A 13470-nucleotide genomic window follows, 5' to 3' on the forward strand; every position below is an offset into this window, starting at 1 on the left:
GGTGGCGATCCGGGTCAGCGGTAGAGGGCGGGCCGGTCGGCGAGTTCCACCGCGATGCGTCGGTCCTCGGTCTGCGCGCGGACGCCCGCCTCGCAGACCGCGGCCACGGCGTAGCCGTCCCAGGCGCTGGGCCCGGTGACCTCTCCGCGCCGGGTGGCGTCGACCCATGCCTGGACCTCGCGGTCGTACGCTTCCTCGAACCGCTCGACGAAACCGGGGGTGACCGTGCCGCCCCAGCGGCCACGGGAGGTGACGAGCATGTCGTGCCGGTCGCCGATCCGGGCCGTGCCGTTCTCGCACACAGCCTCGGCCTGGACCTGATAGCCGTAGCGGGCGTTGACGTAGATCTCCACGTCGGCCAGAACCCCGCCGTCGGTCTCGAAGACGACGAACTGCGGGTCGGCCAGCCCTTGCGGGGCGTTGCCGGAGGACGTCGGGCGCATCACCGTGACGGAGGTGATCTCCTGGCCGAGCAGCCAGCGGATGATGTCCATCTCGTGCGTCACCGAGTCGTTGATGAGCATGGCGGTGGTGAAGTCCGGCGGGGACGAGGGATTGCGGTGCCGGTTGTGCATCATCAGCGGCCGTCCGAGTTCGCCGCTGTCCAACAGGGACTTGAGCTTGAGGTACTCGTGGTCGTAGCGGCGCATGAAGCCCACCTGCACGCGACGGTGACCGAGCCGCTGCTCTGCCTTGAGCACGCGCAGCGCGGAGGCGGCGTCGGGGGTGAGGGGTTTCTCGCACAGGACGGGCAGGTCGTGGTCGAACGCGGTGAGCAGCGCGGCCTCGTGGGCGACGCCGGGGGAGGCGAGCAGCACCGCGTCGACGGCAGGGGAGGCCATCGCCTCGGCCACGTCGTCGAAGGCCGCGCATCCTTCGACACCGGCGGCGATCGCCTTGGCGCGGTCGGCGTCCAGGTCGACGATGGCGGCCACGTGGGCGCCGCTGGTCACCTCGCTGATCCGCCGTACATGGTCGGCGCCCATGCGGCCGGCGCCGATGACCGCGACGCCGAGGGAGTCGTGGTGGATCATGGAATCCTTTCGAGGCAGGGCGATGTGGTGGTGCGTGAGCCCGCAGAGACCCGAGCCCCGCACCCGGCACTACGACGACCTGACGGTAAGTTCCTTGCCGGAGCGTGACGGCGGTGATCCGGCTCCCGGCCGGGCCCGCTCGGGTCCGGCCGGGAGCCGGGCCAGGGTCCTCAGCGCGTGCCCTTCGCGGCGAACCCGGCGACGGTCTCGACGTTGGACTTGTCGACGAAAGCCGGGCCGGTCAGGACCGGCTGCTCACCGCCGCCGCTGTAGTTGCCGTTGTTCTTGTAGAGCCACAGGCCGTCGACGGCCAGGTAGCCCTGCAGGTAGGGCTGCTGGTCGACGGCGAACTGGATGCTGCCGTTCTGGACGGCCTTGACCAGTTCCTTGTTGAGGTCGAAGGTGGCGACCTTGGCCTTGCCGCCCGCGTCGGACACCGCTCCCACCGCGCCCAGCGCGTAGGGGGCGCCGAGGGTGACCACCTCGTCGATGGAGGGGTCCTGCTTGAGCTTGGCGGTGATCGTCGACTTCAGCGACGGCATGTCGGCGCCGTTGACGTAGAGGATGTCCGTCTTGCCCTCGAACCCGCTCTTCACACCCGCGCAGCGTGCCTCCAGGGCGACCTGGCCCTGCTCCTGGATCACGCAGAGGGTGTGCTTGACGCCCAGGGAGTTGAGCTTCCGGCCGACCGCCTCACCCGCGACGGTCTCGTCCTGGCCGAAGTACTCCACCAGCCCCTGGCTCCTCCAGTCGTTCACACCGGAGTTGAAGCCGACCACGGGGATGCCGGCCTTCGTCGCCTTCGCGACGACGTCCTTCATCGCGTCCGGCTTGGCGAGGGTGACCGCGATGCCGTCGACCTTCTGGTCGATCGCGTTCTGCACCAGGTTGGCCTGGTTGCCCCCGCTGGGGTCGGAGGAGTAGATCAACTTGATGTTGTCCTTCGCGGCGGCGGCCTCGGCGCCCTTGCGGATGGTGTCCCAGAACGTGTCCCCGGGCACCGCGTGGGTGACCATCGCGACCGTCATCCGGGGCGTGGTGGCCTTGCCCGCGGAGACGCCGTCCGTGCTCTCCTCGGCCTTCTTGCCGCCCGAGCCGCTGGAGCAGCCGGCGAGGGTGAGTGCCGCACTGGCGGCCACGGCCACGGCAAGGGTGAGTCTGCGGGAGCGGAAGGAAGACGGGCGGTTCGTCATGTCGGCACCTCACTGTGCTGAATGCGGGGACGGGGCGACGCGCGCGGAGGGAGGCATGACATCCCCCCCCCGTGCGGCGGGTGAAGGAGCCGCTCACCGGCAGGCGGCGCGGCTTGCTGGGTGTGTCGGTGGGGAGGGTCAGAGGCTGAAGGCGGCGCGGAACCGTTCCACGGCGGCCTCGCTGTCGCCGGACGCCCACGCCTCCATCGCGACCGTGCCGTCGTAGCCGAGGTCCGTGAGGGCCCGGGCGACGGCCGGGTAGTTGATCTCGCCGGTGCCGGGTTCGCAGCGGCCGGGTACGTCGGCCACCTGGATCTCGCCGATGAGACCCGCACGGTGTGCCCGGCGGACCAGTTCGATCAGGTTTCCCTCGCCGATCTGGGCGTGGTACAGGTCCAGGTTCATCTTCAGCCCGGGCCGGTTCACCGCCGCGACCAGGGCGAAGGTGTCGGCGGCCGTGGCGAAGGGGACACCGGGGTGATCGACGGCGGTGTTGAGGTTTTCCAGGGTGAAGATGACGCCCGCGCTCTCGCCCAGTTCGGCGAGGCGGGTGAGGGTGCGGTGCGCGGCGATCCACATCTCGCCGGTGGGCTCGCCGCTCATCGGCACCACGGGCAGGCCCTCGCCGTCCAGTCCGGTGCCGTGCACGTTGAGCCGGGGACAGCCCAGGTGCTCGGCGGCCTTGACGGACTCCTCGGCGGTGCGCAGCAGTTCGGCGACCCCGTCCGGGTCGATCAGGCTTCCACGGATGTAGCCGGTGATCGAGGAGAACGCGGCTGGTGTACGGGCGAGCGCGTCCAGGTCGTGGCGGGTCCAGTCCCAGATCTCCACCTGGAAGCCGGCCTCGTGGATGCGCCGCGCCCGCTCCTCGATGGGCAGGTCGCGGAAGACCATCTCGGCACAGACCGCCAACGTGTACATGACTGCTCCAGGACTAGAACGTTGCAGAGGAACAGGAGCAGTACGCCAGTCACCGCGGCGGCCTGTCAAGAGTTTGTGCGGACATTTGCGCTAGAACGTTGCAGTCCCTGTGGCCGGTGCGTCACCGGCTCGGCTCCGTCTACGATCACCCTGAAGAGGACCATCGATCAGGAAGGCCGGCGGTGCCCTCGCTACCTGCGGTCCCGGACGGAAAGCGGCCGACGCTCACCGACCTCGCGGCACGGGCCGGCGTGTCCGTCTCGCTCGCCTCCATCGTCATGCGCGGTGCCAAGGGGGCCGGCGCGGCAACCCGCGAGCGGGTACTGGAGGCCGCGCGGGAGATCGGCTACCGGCCCGACAGCAGGGCACGACTGCTGCGCAGCAGTCGCTCGCACCTGCTCGGAGTGCAGTTCGACCTCCAACAGCCCTTCCACGCCGACATGGTGGAGGCCCTCTACACGGCGGCGGAATCCGCCGGATACCAGATCGCCCTCAGCGCCGTCGCACCCAGCCGCAGCGAACAGCACGCCGTGGAGACACTGCTCACCGACCGGTGCGAGGCGCTGATCCTCCTCAGCCCGCACGCACCGGTGTCCCGGCTGACACACCTCGCGGCACAGTTGCCGGTCGTCTCCGTGGCCCGGCGCCTGCGCCCACGCGCGCAGGACGTGGACGTCGTCCGCGCGGCCGACGACGAGGGCGCCCGCCAGGCGGTCGACCACCTGGTGGCACTGGGTCACCGGGACATCGTCCACATCGACGGGGGCAGGGCGCCCGGCGCGGCAGACCGGCGCCGCGGCTACAAGGCGGCCATGAACCGCCACGGCCTGGCCGACCGTGCCCGCCTGGTGCCCGGCGGGCTGACCGAGGACCACGGCGCCGCGGCCGCCCGTACGCTCCTGGCCGACGCCTCCCGCCCCACCGCCGTCCTCGCCTTCAACGACCACTGCGCCATCGGCGTCCTCGACACCTTCCTGCGCGCCGGGGTGGCGGTGCCCGACGAGATCTCGGTCGTCGGCTTCGACGACAGCCACCTCGCCCGCCTGGCCCACGTCGATCTCACCACCGTCGGGCAGGAGGTCCCCGAACTTGCCCGCCTGGCCGTGGAACGGGCCGTCGCACGACTGGAAGGGGAGGCGACCGAGGACGACCGGGAAATCGTCGTCACGCCACGCCTCGTCATCCGCAGCACCACGGCCGCGCCCTTCCGCATCTGACCTGCGGGGTGGTGGACGCCGCGTACGGTCATCGCCCTCCGCGGACAGGTCACCCCGGCTCCGGGGGAGTTCCGCCGCTGCGCGCCGCAGACGGCTGAGCTCCCTGGGATGCCTTACGACCTCGCCGGCCGACCTCCCCGCGTCCACGGGCTTGGCCTGTCGGCCGACCCGTCGAACTCCTCAAGAACGCAGCCGAGACGCGGGACGGTCATGAGCGCGCGAAGTTCCGGCACTGGAACCGGCGAGGATGCCGCCGACGGCTGCAACACCCGCCAGGGGGTCCTGCGCCTGTTCTGCTGAGGCGTCAACTCCCGCCGCGCAGCCCCGCCCGCGAACGGCCTGGACGATCGCGGGGTCCGGAGCTGCCGTCCGTCTCGCTTTCCGTGCCCAGGCAGTTGAGCAACGGCCTCTCGCCATCCGTGACGTGTGGGGCAAACGACCGACACACTCAGCGACCGGACCGGGCTACTGTCCCGTCGTACGGGGCTGACACCGACCACAACAAAAGCCTCTTATCTCCTGCCGAGGTCGTAGACCAACTCGGCTTCATCCGTCCGAGCAAGCTCATTGGCCTGCTCTTTTGATCCGGAGACCCATGGCTTCCTCCAGCAAGATCCGCAGCGTCCTGCGCAAGACCGCGGTTCCCCTGACCGCCACACTCCTCGCCCTTGGCATCAGTGCCTCCATGACCACTCCCGCCGCGGCGTCCAACTCCTACAACGGCAACACCTATATCCAGGGCGCCGGAGACTTCACGGACGACTGGACCGACGAGGGCATCGTCGCCGAGTTCGGGGGCTACAACCGGAATTCCAACGCCACGTGCCTGTGGCAGAAGATCGTCTTCTGGGCGGATTCTTCCAGCGGTGGCCACAGGGACCAGATCGACGGCTACTTCGGCCACAACACCACCATCGCCACACATACGTGGCAGGCCAACTACATGAGCCCCGTTGACGCTGATGGCTCGGTGGGGAAGGACACCTGGGCCGCCGCGGGCAAGCGACTCAGGGACACGGACGGCGACGGGACGGTCGACAAGTACGACGGCCGGTACAGGGACATCGCGATCTCACGTGTCAACGGGGTCTACCACTTCGCCGACGCCGACGGGAACGACCGAAAGGCCAGCTACGACGCCCGAACCTGCACCATCGTCTAGTGCTGTGATCGCGTAGGTGTGCCGGTTTGGTGGCCGTGGCGGTTGGATGTGGGGTGACGTCCGGTCCGACCGCTGGAGGCGCGGTGGCTGAGCCCGTCCGTGTGTGCACACCAACCGACCAGGAGAGGCAGAAGCTGCAGCAGATCGTGCGCCGGGGCAGCACCAGCTCGGTGCGCTACCGGCGGGCGATGACGCTGCTGGCCTCGGCCGGCCGACGGGAACCGCGTGCCGGTAGTCGCTTACTCGTGGCGGCCGACGAGGACACGATGCGCGATGTGATCCATCGGTTCAACGAGATTGGCCTGGCCTGTCTGGACCCCCGATGGGCGGGAGGCCGTCCCCGCCTGCTCAGCCCTGACGACGAGGACTTCGTTGCGGCGACGGCCACCGCCCGACCGGCCAAGCTCGGCCAGCCCTTCACCCGCTGGTCGTCACGCAACGATCCAGTTCGAGGCATCGTTCGAGGCCGGAAGAAGAACAGGCTCAGGACATCGGCGACAGTTATGCGTCACGCCTTTGGTAAGGCATGCCCGAGCGATACGCGTGCGCTCCTGAGCTCGCGCGTTGGCGTCAGGAACGAAGGGCGCGCAGGCCGGTGCGGATTTCGTTGACCAGGATCTCGGGCTGTTCCATAGCGGCGAAGTGCCCGCCCTTGTCGGCCTCGCCGTAGTGGATCAGATTGCTGTAGGTGTCTTCGATCCAGCTTCGTGGCAGGCGTGGGATGTCCCTCGGGAAGACGGTCACCGCAACCGGAAGCGTCAGTTTCGGGCCGGCGAGAGTGCCCGACTTGTTCTCCCAGTAGATGCGACCGGACGACGCTGCGCTGTTGGTGAACCAGTAGAGGGATATCGCGTCGAGCATGTCGTCGATGCCGAGGGCGTCTTCGGCGAGCCCGTGGTTGTCGGTCTTGGACTGGAACTTCTCGTAGATCCAGGCTGCCTGACCGGCCGGAGAGTCCGCCAGGGCGAATCCGACAGTTTCCGGCTTCGTGCGCTGAAGGTGGTTCGACCCACCGAGATCGCCGGTGTAGAGGGCGAGGGTCTCCACGGCGTAGCGTTGTTCGGGCGACAAGGTGTCGGGTATCTGGGCGGGGAAGGCATATTGGGTGTTCAGATGAATTCCCAGAAGCCCCTCAGGTTGCATGGCCCCGAGGGCGGTGGTGACGACGGCACCCCAGTCGCCGCCTTGCGCGGCCCATCTCGCGTAGCCGAGACGCTTCATGAGCTTCACCCATGCGCTTGCGGTGCGCGATACGGTCCATCCGGTTTCCGTGGGTTTCTGGGAGAACCCGAACCCGGGGAGTGACGGGACGACGACGTCGAATGAGTCGGCGGCGTCTCCTCCAAATGAAACCGGATCGGTCAGCGGGCCGATCAGCTTCAGGAACTCGACGATCGAGCCCGGCCATCCGTGCGTGAGTATCAGCGGCATCGCGTTGGGGTTCTTGGACCTGACGTGGATGAAGTGGATGTCCAGTCCATCGATTTCGGTCAGGAATTGGGGGAAGCGATTGAGTTCGGACTCAAGGCGCTGCCAGTCGTAGCGGTGCTCCCAGTGGTCGACCAGAGACCTGGCGTTCTCTACGCGAACCCCTTGTGACCAGTCGCCCACCGTTTCCGGATCCGGCCATCGAGTTTTGGCCAGTCGCTGCTTCGCGTCGTCGATCTCCGCATCCGAGATCGAGACGGCGAACGGGCGGACGAGGGTCGAGGGCGGCGGTGTCGGTGCGGTCATTGTCTTCTTCACCCTTCTCCTGAGCTTCGAAGCACAGCGCAACCTTTCATTGCACGCTGGTGTGCAACACATTCCACTGCGCACCGCTGTACAGTGAATCTCACTGTACAGCGGTGTGCAGTCAACTTCACTGTACACCGCTGTGCAATGATGGTGTCGTGCCCGCCGAGTCCTCCCGCGTGCGCTCGATGAACGAGACACGCAATCGCATCCTCGACGTCGCCCTCGATGTGCTGGGGGAGAACCCCGACGCCGCAATGGGCGACATCGCCTCCGCCGCCGGCGTCGTCCGTCGCACGGTCTATGACCATTTCCCCTCGCGCCTCGACCTGGTTCGGACGCTCGCAGAACGGGCGGTCACCGAGGTGGCAGCCGTGCTCACCGAAGTCGAGGCCTCCGATGCAGACGCGGATGCGGCGTGGGCCGAATTCATCGCTCGTGTCTGGCCGGTGGCGCACCGGTACCGAGTGCTGTTGGCGCTGCGCCGTGGCGAGTACGGCGAGGCGATCCACGCCCTGCTCGGGCCAGTCGATGAGCTCCTTGCCGACCTTGTGAAACGGGGCCAGGACAGCGACGTGTTCGCGCAGCACCTGCCGCCAGGCATTCTGAGCCAGGTTGCCTACGGCGCCGTGTTCGCCATCGCGGACAGCGACCTGTCGAACGGGAGCCTCGGCGCCCGAGCAGCGACGATCACGAGCCTGCTGATGCTGGGAGTTCCCGAGGCGCGTGCGATCGCTCTCGTGGGCAGCCAGCCCTGACCCGTAGTGCTCGAGCGGGGCCGCGGATCGTCTTGCTCCGGACACGACATCGTCACCGCACCCCACCACGTCCGGCGAATCCCCAGATGAGCGATCCAGTTCGAGGCATTGGTCGGCGCGGGAAGAAGAGCAAGCTCAGTGGCGGCGCTAAATCCTCGATGAGCGCTGCCGTCGGTTCGAGCGCTACGGAGCGACCACGACCTCCGCGAATGCGGGTCGCAGCTCAGGGGGAGGCATCTGGTCGGTGACCAGGAGGTCGATGGTCGACAGGTCGCCGAGGGCCATCGCCTTCTTGCGGTCGAACTTGGTGTGGTCGGCGGCGACAACGACCCGGTCCGCGAGGTCGAGAAGGGTGCGGCGTACTTCGACTTCGGCGGGGTCGAAGTAGGTGATCCCACGGTCGATGGACAGTCCTCCGCAGCCGAGGATCATCAGGTCCAGATGGATCTGGGGCCGTTCCTGTGCGGCGGTTGGAGCGACCAGGCTCAGTTCGGGTGTCATGAGCCCGCCCAGGACGAGAACCCGGCTCTTCGTGTCGCGCAGTTCGAACGCCGCATTTCGCCGCTGGGATCGATGAACCTGCGTCGGTTCAAGCCCAGGGTGTTCAAGTGCCGTGACACGGTCCGACGGCTGATGGTTATGCCCTCCGCTTGAAGCTCGAACGCGATCCTTGCCGCCGACCACTTCTGGGTGCGTCGGAGGTGCTCGATACGGACGATCACGTCGGCGGCCGTCGCTGTGGGCTGTTGGCGGGGCGTTGAGGGACGGTCCAGCAGTCCCAGCTCGCCATGGCGGCGATATCGGTTCACCCACGTGGATGCGCATGCGCGTGAGATGCCCATCTCCGCGGCCACGTGGGCGATGGGCCGACTCGCGCAGCGTTCGATCAGACGACGGCGGCCCTCGGGCGACAGGGGCGCGTTGCGGTGGGTCACTGTTGACCATCCCCGATGGCAGCGGATGCCTTCTGGTCGGGTGACAGCGGGGCCACTCCCAAATGCTCGCCACGCAGACCCGACTGCTCAGCCATGTCGACCAGCGCGCGAGCATGGTCAGCGTGGGTGATACGACTGGTCAGGTCCCCGACCTCGGTGAGTGCGTATCCGCCGGTGGGTTTTGTGTCCGGGGCGAAGTCTCCCGCAGGACTCACGGCTGTCCACTGCAGGTCGGAGGCTTTGACCGCCTCCAGCGCAATGCGGTGTCCCAAGGAGAACGGCCGGTACTCCACAGGAAAGCCGTCGGTGTCGACGGCCGGGACTCCGGAGGGACCGGGCAGCAACGAGGCGATGCTCACCCAGACCGGCCGGGTAACCCCCGCGCCCTGCAGACCGGTCACCAAGCCATGTGCCGCGGCCTGGAAGAAGTCTCTCGGGTCGGTGTCAGTGGGCGCCACCGCCGCGATCGCAACATCGTGGCCCGATGCTGCCCGTGCCACTGCTTCCGGGGCCGTGATATCCGCGTCCGCGCTTCTCAATGACGTTACGCGGTGCCCACGTGCGGTCGCCTCGGCCACCGCGGCGCTGCCCGTCCTGCCACCTGCTCCGAAGATCACGATTCTCATCATGCACTCGACGCTGGGCGAGCCCCCGGTTACCGATGGGGTACCTACACTTGGGCTATGCGCCGGCTCTCGCCCGAGACGTTTGACGAACTGTGTCCCTCCTCGATGCTGCCGATCCGGATGCAGAACAAGTGGGCGCCATTGGTCATGCGCCTGCTCAGCGAGGGGGCTCAGCCGTTCAGCGAGCTGCGCAGGGCACTGCCGAGGACGAGCCCCAAAGAGCTCACCCGGGCACTGCGGTCACTCGTCCGTGACGGATTCATCACCCATGACGCCGGCGCCGACTCTCCCGGCTACAGCCTCACTCCACTCGGGCAAAGCCTCCTCACCGTCCTCCTGGACGTCTACGCCTGGACCGCTGAGCACTGGGACGAAGTCGTCGACGCCCGCGAGCGCGCAGACCGTGCAGGGACCGGTTCGCCTGTCACCAACGTCCTGACCCGCGACACCTGGATGGTCGCTTTCAAGGCGTCGTCCGTACACACAAGGAAAGGGAGCCCATCGCCGGTGCGAAAGCCCTTCGTCAGAAGCCCGGTGTCGTCGACGACCAGGACGGGGCCTCGGTCGCCGAGGTGTTCCACGACGTAGTCGCGTACGTCGTCCAGGACCTCGTCGGCGTCCCACCCGATCCGGTTCAGCGAGGGGTGGATGCGATCGGGGCCTGCATGTCTGGCTTCTTCCGCCGGCGTCCAGTCGTTCTTTCGCTGCAGCGGCGCGATCAGTCCACGCGGATGGGCTCGCGTGGACTGACGCGGTTCCTCGCGGGTGAACCGGTGCACGAATTGCTCATGCGGAGTGCCCAGTTCACCCGTCCACAACCTGACACCAGCTGGGCAGTCCTGTCAGGTGTCTGCCTGGCTGGTTGGTCAGTTGGCTGAGTGTGTGTGTCCGCATAGTGATCACTGATGCGATGCGGAACCCGGACGGGCCCGCATGCCGCTCAGCCGGTCAGTGGTGTGCAGTGCACGTTGTTCGCTCCGCCGCTCTGGCCGGAGATCCGTCCCCAGTAGCTCACGCAGTGCCCGGGGTGGCCGATGTACGCCGGCCCGGCGTAGGTCGTGTAGAGACCGTCATCGAACTCGGGGTCGACGTCCTGGGCGTCCGTGAGCGCTGCCAGCATGGCCACCGCGGTGCCGGGTCGGGCGCGTACGGTGACCACGCAGTCCTGTCCGGTGGAGGGGTTGTAGGTCAGGTAGACCGTGCCTGCTGTGCCGACCGGGGTCGAGTGGACCACGGTGTAGCCCGCCCCGCAGACACCGTTGTACTTCGCCAGGGGCGTCGCCGCCCCTGCCTGCGGCGCGACGGCTCCCATGGCGCCGATCACGGCGGCTGTGGCCGCTCCGACTGTTGCGGCACGCTGAATGATGTTCATGTGAATCCCCCGTTTCGTCGACTGCTCCAACAGCTTGTCGACTTCGAAGGGTTTGACCGTCGTTACCCGACGAGCGTTGTGTGCCACCCGGGACCGGTTACGGACCCCGGACACGAAGTGAACGGGTCCGTGACCGTTCCTCCTGAGCACCGTGGAGAGGGCGATGGCGGTGAGGCGGCCGGTCACGAGGAGCGCTGCAAGGGGGGTGTGAGTGTTATGGCCGACAGTCGGGCGCCGTGAACGAGGTGCTGTCCCATGGACAGCGAGGCGAGACGCGTCGAGGCCCAGTGCACGCTGTCCGGGGGGAGCTCAGCAGGATCTCGGCGTCGGGTCGCTCTCTGCGCGGCAATGCTGCCGTCTTGCCCGCTTCTCCGATGTCACTACCTGCAGGGCATCGGCATGTTTTGGGGAGTTGTTCGTCGAGCGGTTGTCACGTCAAGGTGTTCAGCGTGGTGCGCACCTGTACGGCGTCGGGGTGGCCGAGATCGTCGAGGATGGCCAGGGCGCGCTGCCAGGTGTCGCGGGCGGCAGCGGTTTCGTCGGCGGCGTGGTGGCTGTCGCCGAGGCGGGTGAGGGTTTCGGCTTCGCCGAAGCGTTCACCGAGGTGCCGGTAGAGCTCCAGGGTCTGGCGGTAGCAGTCGGTGGCCTGCTGGTGCTGGCCGAGTTGGTGGTGGGCGTAGCCGTAGGCGTCCCAGGTGGCTGCCTTGACCCTGCGGTCTGCGGTGCCCTTGAGCAGGTCAAGTGCCCGTTTCCGCAACAGTGGAGCGGTGCGTGCGGCGCAGCCGCACACCTGCCAGGCCGATGCCGCGCAGCATCCGCGCGATCCGGTTGTGGTTGATCCGCCCGCCGTCGTCGCGGAGTTCGGCGGTGATCCTGGGGACGCCGTGGGTACCGTCGGACTCGCGGTGCACGGCCCGTATCCGGGCGGCGAGGCGAGCGTCGGCCGTCTGCCGGGCGGGGGTCCAGCGTCAGCGCAACCCCCTCAGAAGGGCCCGCTCCGACGGGGTGAGCGGTACGTCCGGCCGCACGCGTTCCGGGTGGTCGGGCCCCGGCCCGCGCAGTTCCAGGACCGACGCGGGCGCCGTCCCGTCCGCACTGCCGGGATGCACGCCCGTGTACATCCTTCCGTAGGCCACCATGGCCCGGTAGATCGAACGCAGTATGCGGCGGGCGAGAGAGAGTGCCACGGCTGACCTCACTTCAGTCGTCGCGATGTCGGGCCCCGCGTCGGCATCCTCCGGCGCGGGGCGCTTCGGGCGCGAGCACCTGCGAGGGCGTGCGGCTAGGCGGTCAGCACCTCGTGCTGGATCCGTCGCAGTCCCTCGGAGGGTTCAAGTCCGACCTCGTCGTGGAGGACTTGGCGGACGTCCTGGTACGCCTGCAGAGCCTCGCTGCGCCGGCCCGAGCGTTCGAGAGCGACGATGAGTCGGCCGTGCAGCCATTCGTTCAACGAGTCCTGTGCGATCAGATACCGGAGTTCCGGAATCAGCGCCCGGTGCCGGCCGAGTTCGAGATCGGCCTCGATCCTTATTTCGAGGGCGCGTTTGCGTTGTTCCCTGAGGTGGACGAGATGGGCCTCCAGAAGAGGACCCGTCGCCACATCGGCCAGTGCCGGGCCGTGCCACAGGCCGAATGCTCGGTGGACCTGCCGTGCCGCTTCAGCGGGCTTTCCCGAGTCGAAGGCGCTGGAGGCGCAGTCGATCAGCCGAAGGAACTCCATGGCGTCGATCTGCCCGTCCCGGACCACGAGGGCATAACCGCGCTGCCGTGTCTCCAGCGAGACCGAGCTGTCGGGGTCGGTGCATTCCGCCAGAAGTCGCCGGAGGTGGTACATGTACGTCTGTACGGTCGTCACCGCGGTTTTGGGCGGATTCTGATCCCAGAGCTCCTCGATGATGGATTCGATGTACACGACCTGGTTCACATGTAACGCCATCAGTGCCAGAACGCATCGGGCTTTGGGTGCCGAAATTCTGCCCACTTTTCCATTGGCGACTATTTCGACGGATCCGAGGACCTTGATTTCAAGCATCTGCTCCTGCTTCACGTCAGCTTTCCAGAGCAACTTGTCGATCTCGATCCTCTCAGTGATGCCGGTATGGTCAAGGTTTCTCTTGTTGCCCTTTTTGCGGCAACATGTTGCCTTGTGTGGAAACGAGATCATAAAAAGCAAAAGGGCAGTACGCGGATCAGCTCTGCCAGCTGTGCGCGGCGCGGAAGACAGGGGGCCGCCAGGCAGCCGTGGAGCGAGGGGCCGGAGGGGCGGTGTGTGCGGCTCGGGCGACGAGGACGGCCGTGAGGGCGGCCAGTTCCTCGGGGGTGGCGTTGCCGCGTTTCACGCTGACGAGAGTGCTCATGGGGAACGGACTCCTTGGACGGCCTCACTGGGGAGGGTTGCCGTGTTTGCGGGAGGGCAGGTCGGCGTGCTTGGTCTGGAGCATGGCGAGGGAGGAGATGAGGACCTCGCGGGTCTCGGCCGGGTCGATGACGTCGTCGACCAGGCCGCGCTCGGCCGCGT

General features: G+C 67.6%; 16 protein-coding genes and 4 pseudogenes. 5 read left to right on the forward strand and 15 right to left on the reverse strand.

The window, feature by feature from the left end:
- Positions 1-14: 14 nt before the first annotated feature.
- From K4B79_RS10605 to K4B79_RS10615, 3 genes are all read right to left on the reverse strand, one after another.
- Positions 15-1034 carry a Gfo/Idh/MocA family protein gene (locus tag K4B79_RS10605; RefSeq protein ID WP_232026197.1) on the reverse strand — a complete coding sequence of 340 codons (1020 nt, stop codon included), beginning with the start codon at positions 1032-1034 and terminating at the stop codon, positions 15-17.
- 170 nt (positions 1035-1204) lie between these two features.
- On the reverse strand, positions 1205-2227 hold the full coding sequence (locus K4B79_RS10610; protein ID WP_232026198.1) for a sugar ABC transporter substrate-binding protein: 1023 nt from the start codon (positions 2225-2227) through the stop codon (positions 1205-1207).
- 138 nt (positions 2228-2365) lie between these two features.
- Positions 2366-3148: a TIM barrel protein gene (locus tag K4B79_RS10615; RefSeq protein WP_232026199.1), complete on the reverse strand. Its 783-nt coding sequence runs from the start codon at positions 3146-3148 to the stop codon at positions 2366-2368.
- Between the two features lie 182 nt (positions 3149-3330).
- Between K4B79_RS10615 and K4B79_RS10620 the strand changes: the two genes are divergently transcribed.
- The 3 genes and pseudogenes from K4B79_RS10620 to K4B79_RS10630 form a co-directional block, all read left to right on the forward strand.
- Entirely contained in the window at positions 3331-4365 is a 1035-nt protein-coding gene (locus K4B79_RS10620; protein ID WP_232026200.1) for a LacI family DNA-binding transcriptional regulator, read from the forward strand.
- A gap of 595 nt (positions 4366-4960) precedes the next feature.
- A complete protein-coding gene (locus K4B79_RS10625; RefSeq protein ID WP_232026201.1) occupies positions 4961-5527 on the forward strand; it encodes a peptidoglycan-binding domain-containing protein in 567 nt (188 codons plus the stop codon).
- 83 nt (positions 5528-5610) lie between these two features.
- A pseudogene (locus K4B79_RS10630) lies at positions 5611-5964 on the forward strand (helix-turn-helix domain-containing protein); the annotation flags it as partial.
- 133 nt (positions 5965-6097) lie between these two features.
- Here K4B79_RS10630 and K4B79_RS10635 read toward each other — a convergent pair.
- Entirely contained in the window at positions 6098-7273 is a 1176-nt protein-coding gene (locus tag K4B79_RS10635) for an epoxide hydrolase family protein (RefSeq protein ID WP_232026202.1), read from the reverse strand.
- A 146-nt stretch (positions 7274-7419) separates the two neighbouring features.
- Here K4B79_RS10635 and K4B79_RS10640 point away from each other — a divergent pair, with 146 nt between their 5' ends.
- Complete coding sequence (locus K4B79_RS10640) at positions 7420-8019, forward strand: TetR/AcrR family transcriptional regulator (protein WP_232026203.1); 600 nt, start codon at positions 7420-7422, stop codon at positions 8017-8019.
- A gap of 183 nt (positions 8020-8202) precedes the next feature.
- On the opposite strand, the gene K4B79_RS10645 is transcribed toward K4B79_RS10640, so the two are convergent.
- From K4B79_RS10645 to K4B79_RS10655, 3 genes and pseudogenes are all read right to left on the reverse strand, one after another.
- Entirely contained in the window at positions 8203-8520 is a 318-nt protein-coding gene (locus tag K4B79_RS10645) for a hypothetical protein (protein ID WP_232026204.1), read from the reverse strand.
- A 47-nt stretch (positions 8521-8567) separates the two neighbouring features.
- Positions 8568-8954: pseudogene (locus K4B79_RS10650) on the reverse strand (helix-turn-helix domain-containing protein); the annotation flags it as partial.
- Positions 8951-9583 carry an NAD(P)-dependent oxidoreductase gene (locus tag K4B79_RS10655; RefSeq protein ID WP_232026205.1) on the reverse strand — a complete coding sequence of 211 codons (633 nt, stop codon included), beginning with the start codon at positions 9581-9583 and terminating at the stop codon, positions 8951-8953. The gene K4B79_RS10655 and the pseudogene K4B79_RS10650, both read right to left, overlap by 4 nt.
- Positions 9584-9700: 117 nt before the next feature.
- Between K4B79_RS10655 and K4B79_RS10660 the strand changes: the two genes are divergently transcribed.
- Positions 9701-10168 (forward strand): winged helix-turn-helix transcriptional regulator, encoded by a 468-nt coding sequence (locus K4B79_RS10660; RefSeq protein ID WP_269463365.1) that lies wholly within the window; start codon positions 9701-9703, stop codon positions 10166-10168.
- Here K4B79_RS10660 and K4B79_RS10665 read toward each other — a convergent pair.
- From K4B79_RS10665 to K4B79_RS47710, 8 genes and pseudogenes are all read right to left on the reverse strand, one after another.
- Positions 10087-10398: pseudogene (locus tag K4B79_RS10665) on the reverse strand (transposase); the annotation flags it as partial. The gene K4B79_RS10660 and the pseudogene K4B79_RS10665 overlap by 82 nt on opposite strands.
- A 122-nt stretch (positions 10399-10520) precedes the next feature.
- Positions 10521-10952 carry a spore-associated protein gene (locus K4B79_RS10670; RefSeq protein WP_232026206.1) on the reverse strand — a complete coding sequence of 144 codons (432 nt, stop codon included), beginning with the start codon at positions 10950-10952 and terminating at the stop codon, positions 10521-10523.
- 430 nt (positions 10953-11382) lie between these two features.
- The gene (locus K4B79_RS10675) at positions 11383-11709 is read right to left on the reverse strand and encodes a tetratricopeptide repeat protein (protein WP_232026207.1); all 327 of its coding nucleotides are present in this window, start codon (positions 11707-11709) and stop codon (positions 11383-11385) included.
- A pseudogene (locus K4B79_RS10680) lies at positions 11690-11881 on the reverse strand (IS3 family transposase); the annotation flags it as partial. The gene K4B79_RS10675 and the pseudogene K4B79_RS10680, both read right to left, overlap by 20 nt.
- Before the next feature lie 39 nt (positions 11882-11920).
- Positions 11921-12139 carry a DUF6059 family protein gene (locus K4B79_RS10685; RefSeq protein ID WP_232026209.1) on the reverse strand — a complete coding sequence of 73 codons (219 nt, stop codon included), beginning with the start codon at positions 12137-12139 and terminating at the stop codon, positions 11921-11923.
- A 95-nt stretch (positions 12140-12234) separates the two neighbouring features.
- Positions 12235-12999, reverse strand: a complete 765-nt coding sequence (locus K4B79_RS10690; RefSeq protein ID WP_232026210.1) for an AfsR/SARP family transcriptional regulator — start codon at positions 12997-12999, stop codon at positions 12235-12237.
- A gap of 142 nt (positions 13000-13141) precedes the next feature.
- Entirely contained in the window at positions 13142-13309 is a 168-nt protein-coding gene (locus tag K4B79_RS10695; RefSeq protein ID WP_232026211.1) for an acyl-CoA carboxylase subunit epsilon, read from the reverse strand.
- A gap of 24 nt (positions 13310-13333) precedes the next feature.
- Positions 13334-13470: carboxyl transferase domain-containing protein (locus K4B79_RS47710; protein ID WP_269463368.1), on the reverse strand; the 137-nt coding region annotated here is incomplete at its 5' end.

Origin of the sequence: Streptomyces lincolnensis, assembly GCF_021173675.1 — a bacterium.
Classification (GTDB): Bacteria; Actinomycetota; Actinomycetes; order Streptomycetales; family Streptomycetaceae; genus Streptomyces; species Streptomyces lincolnensis_B.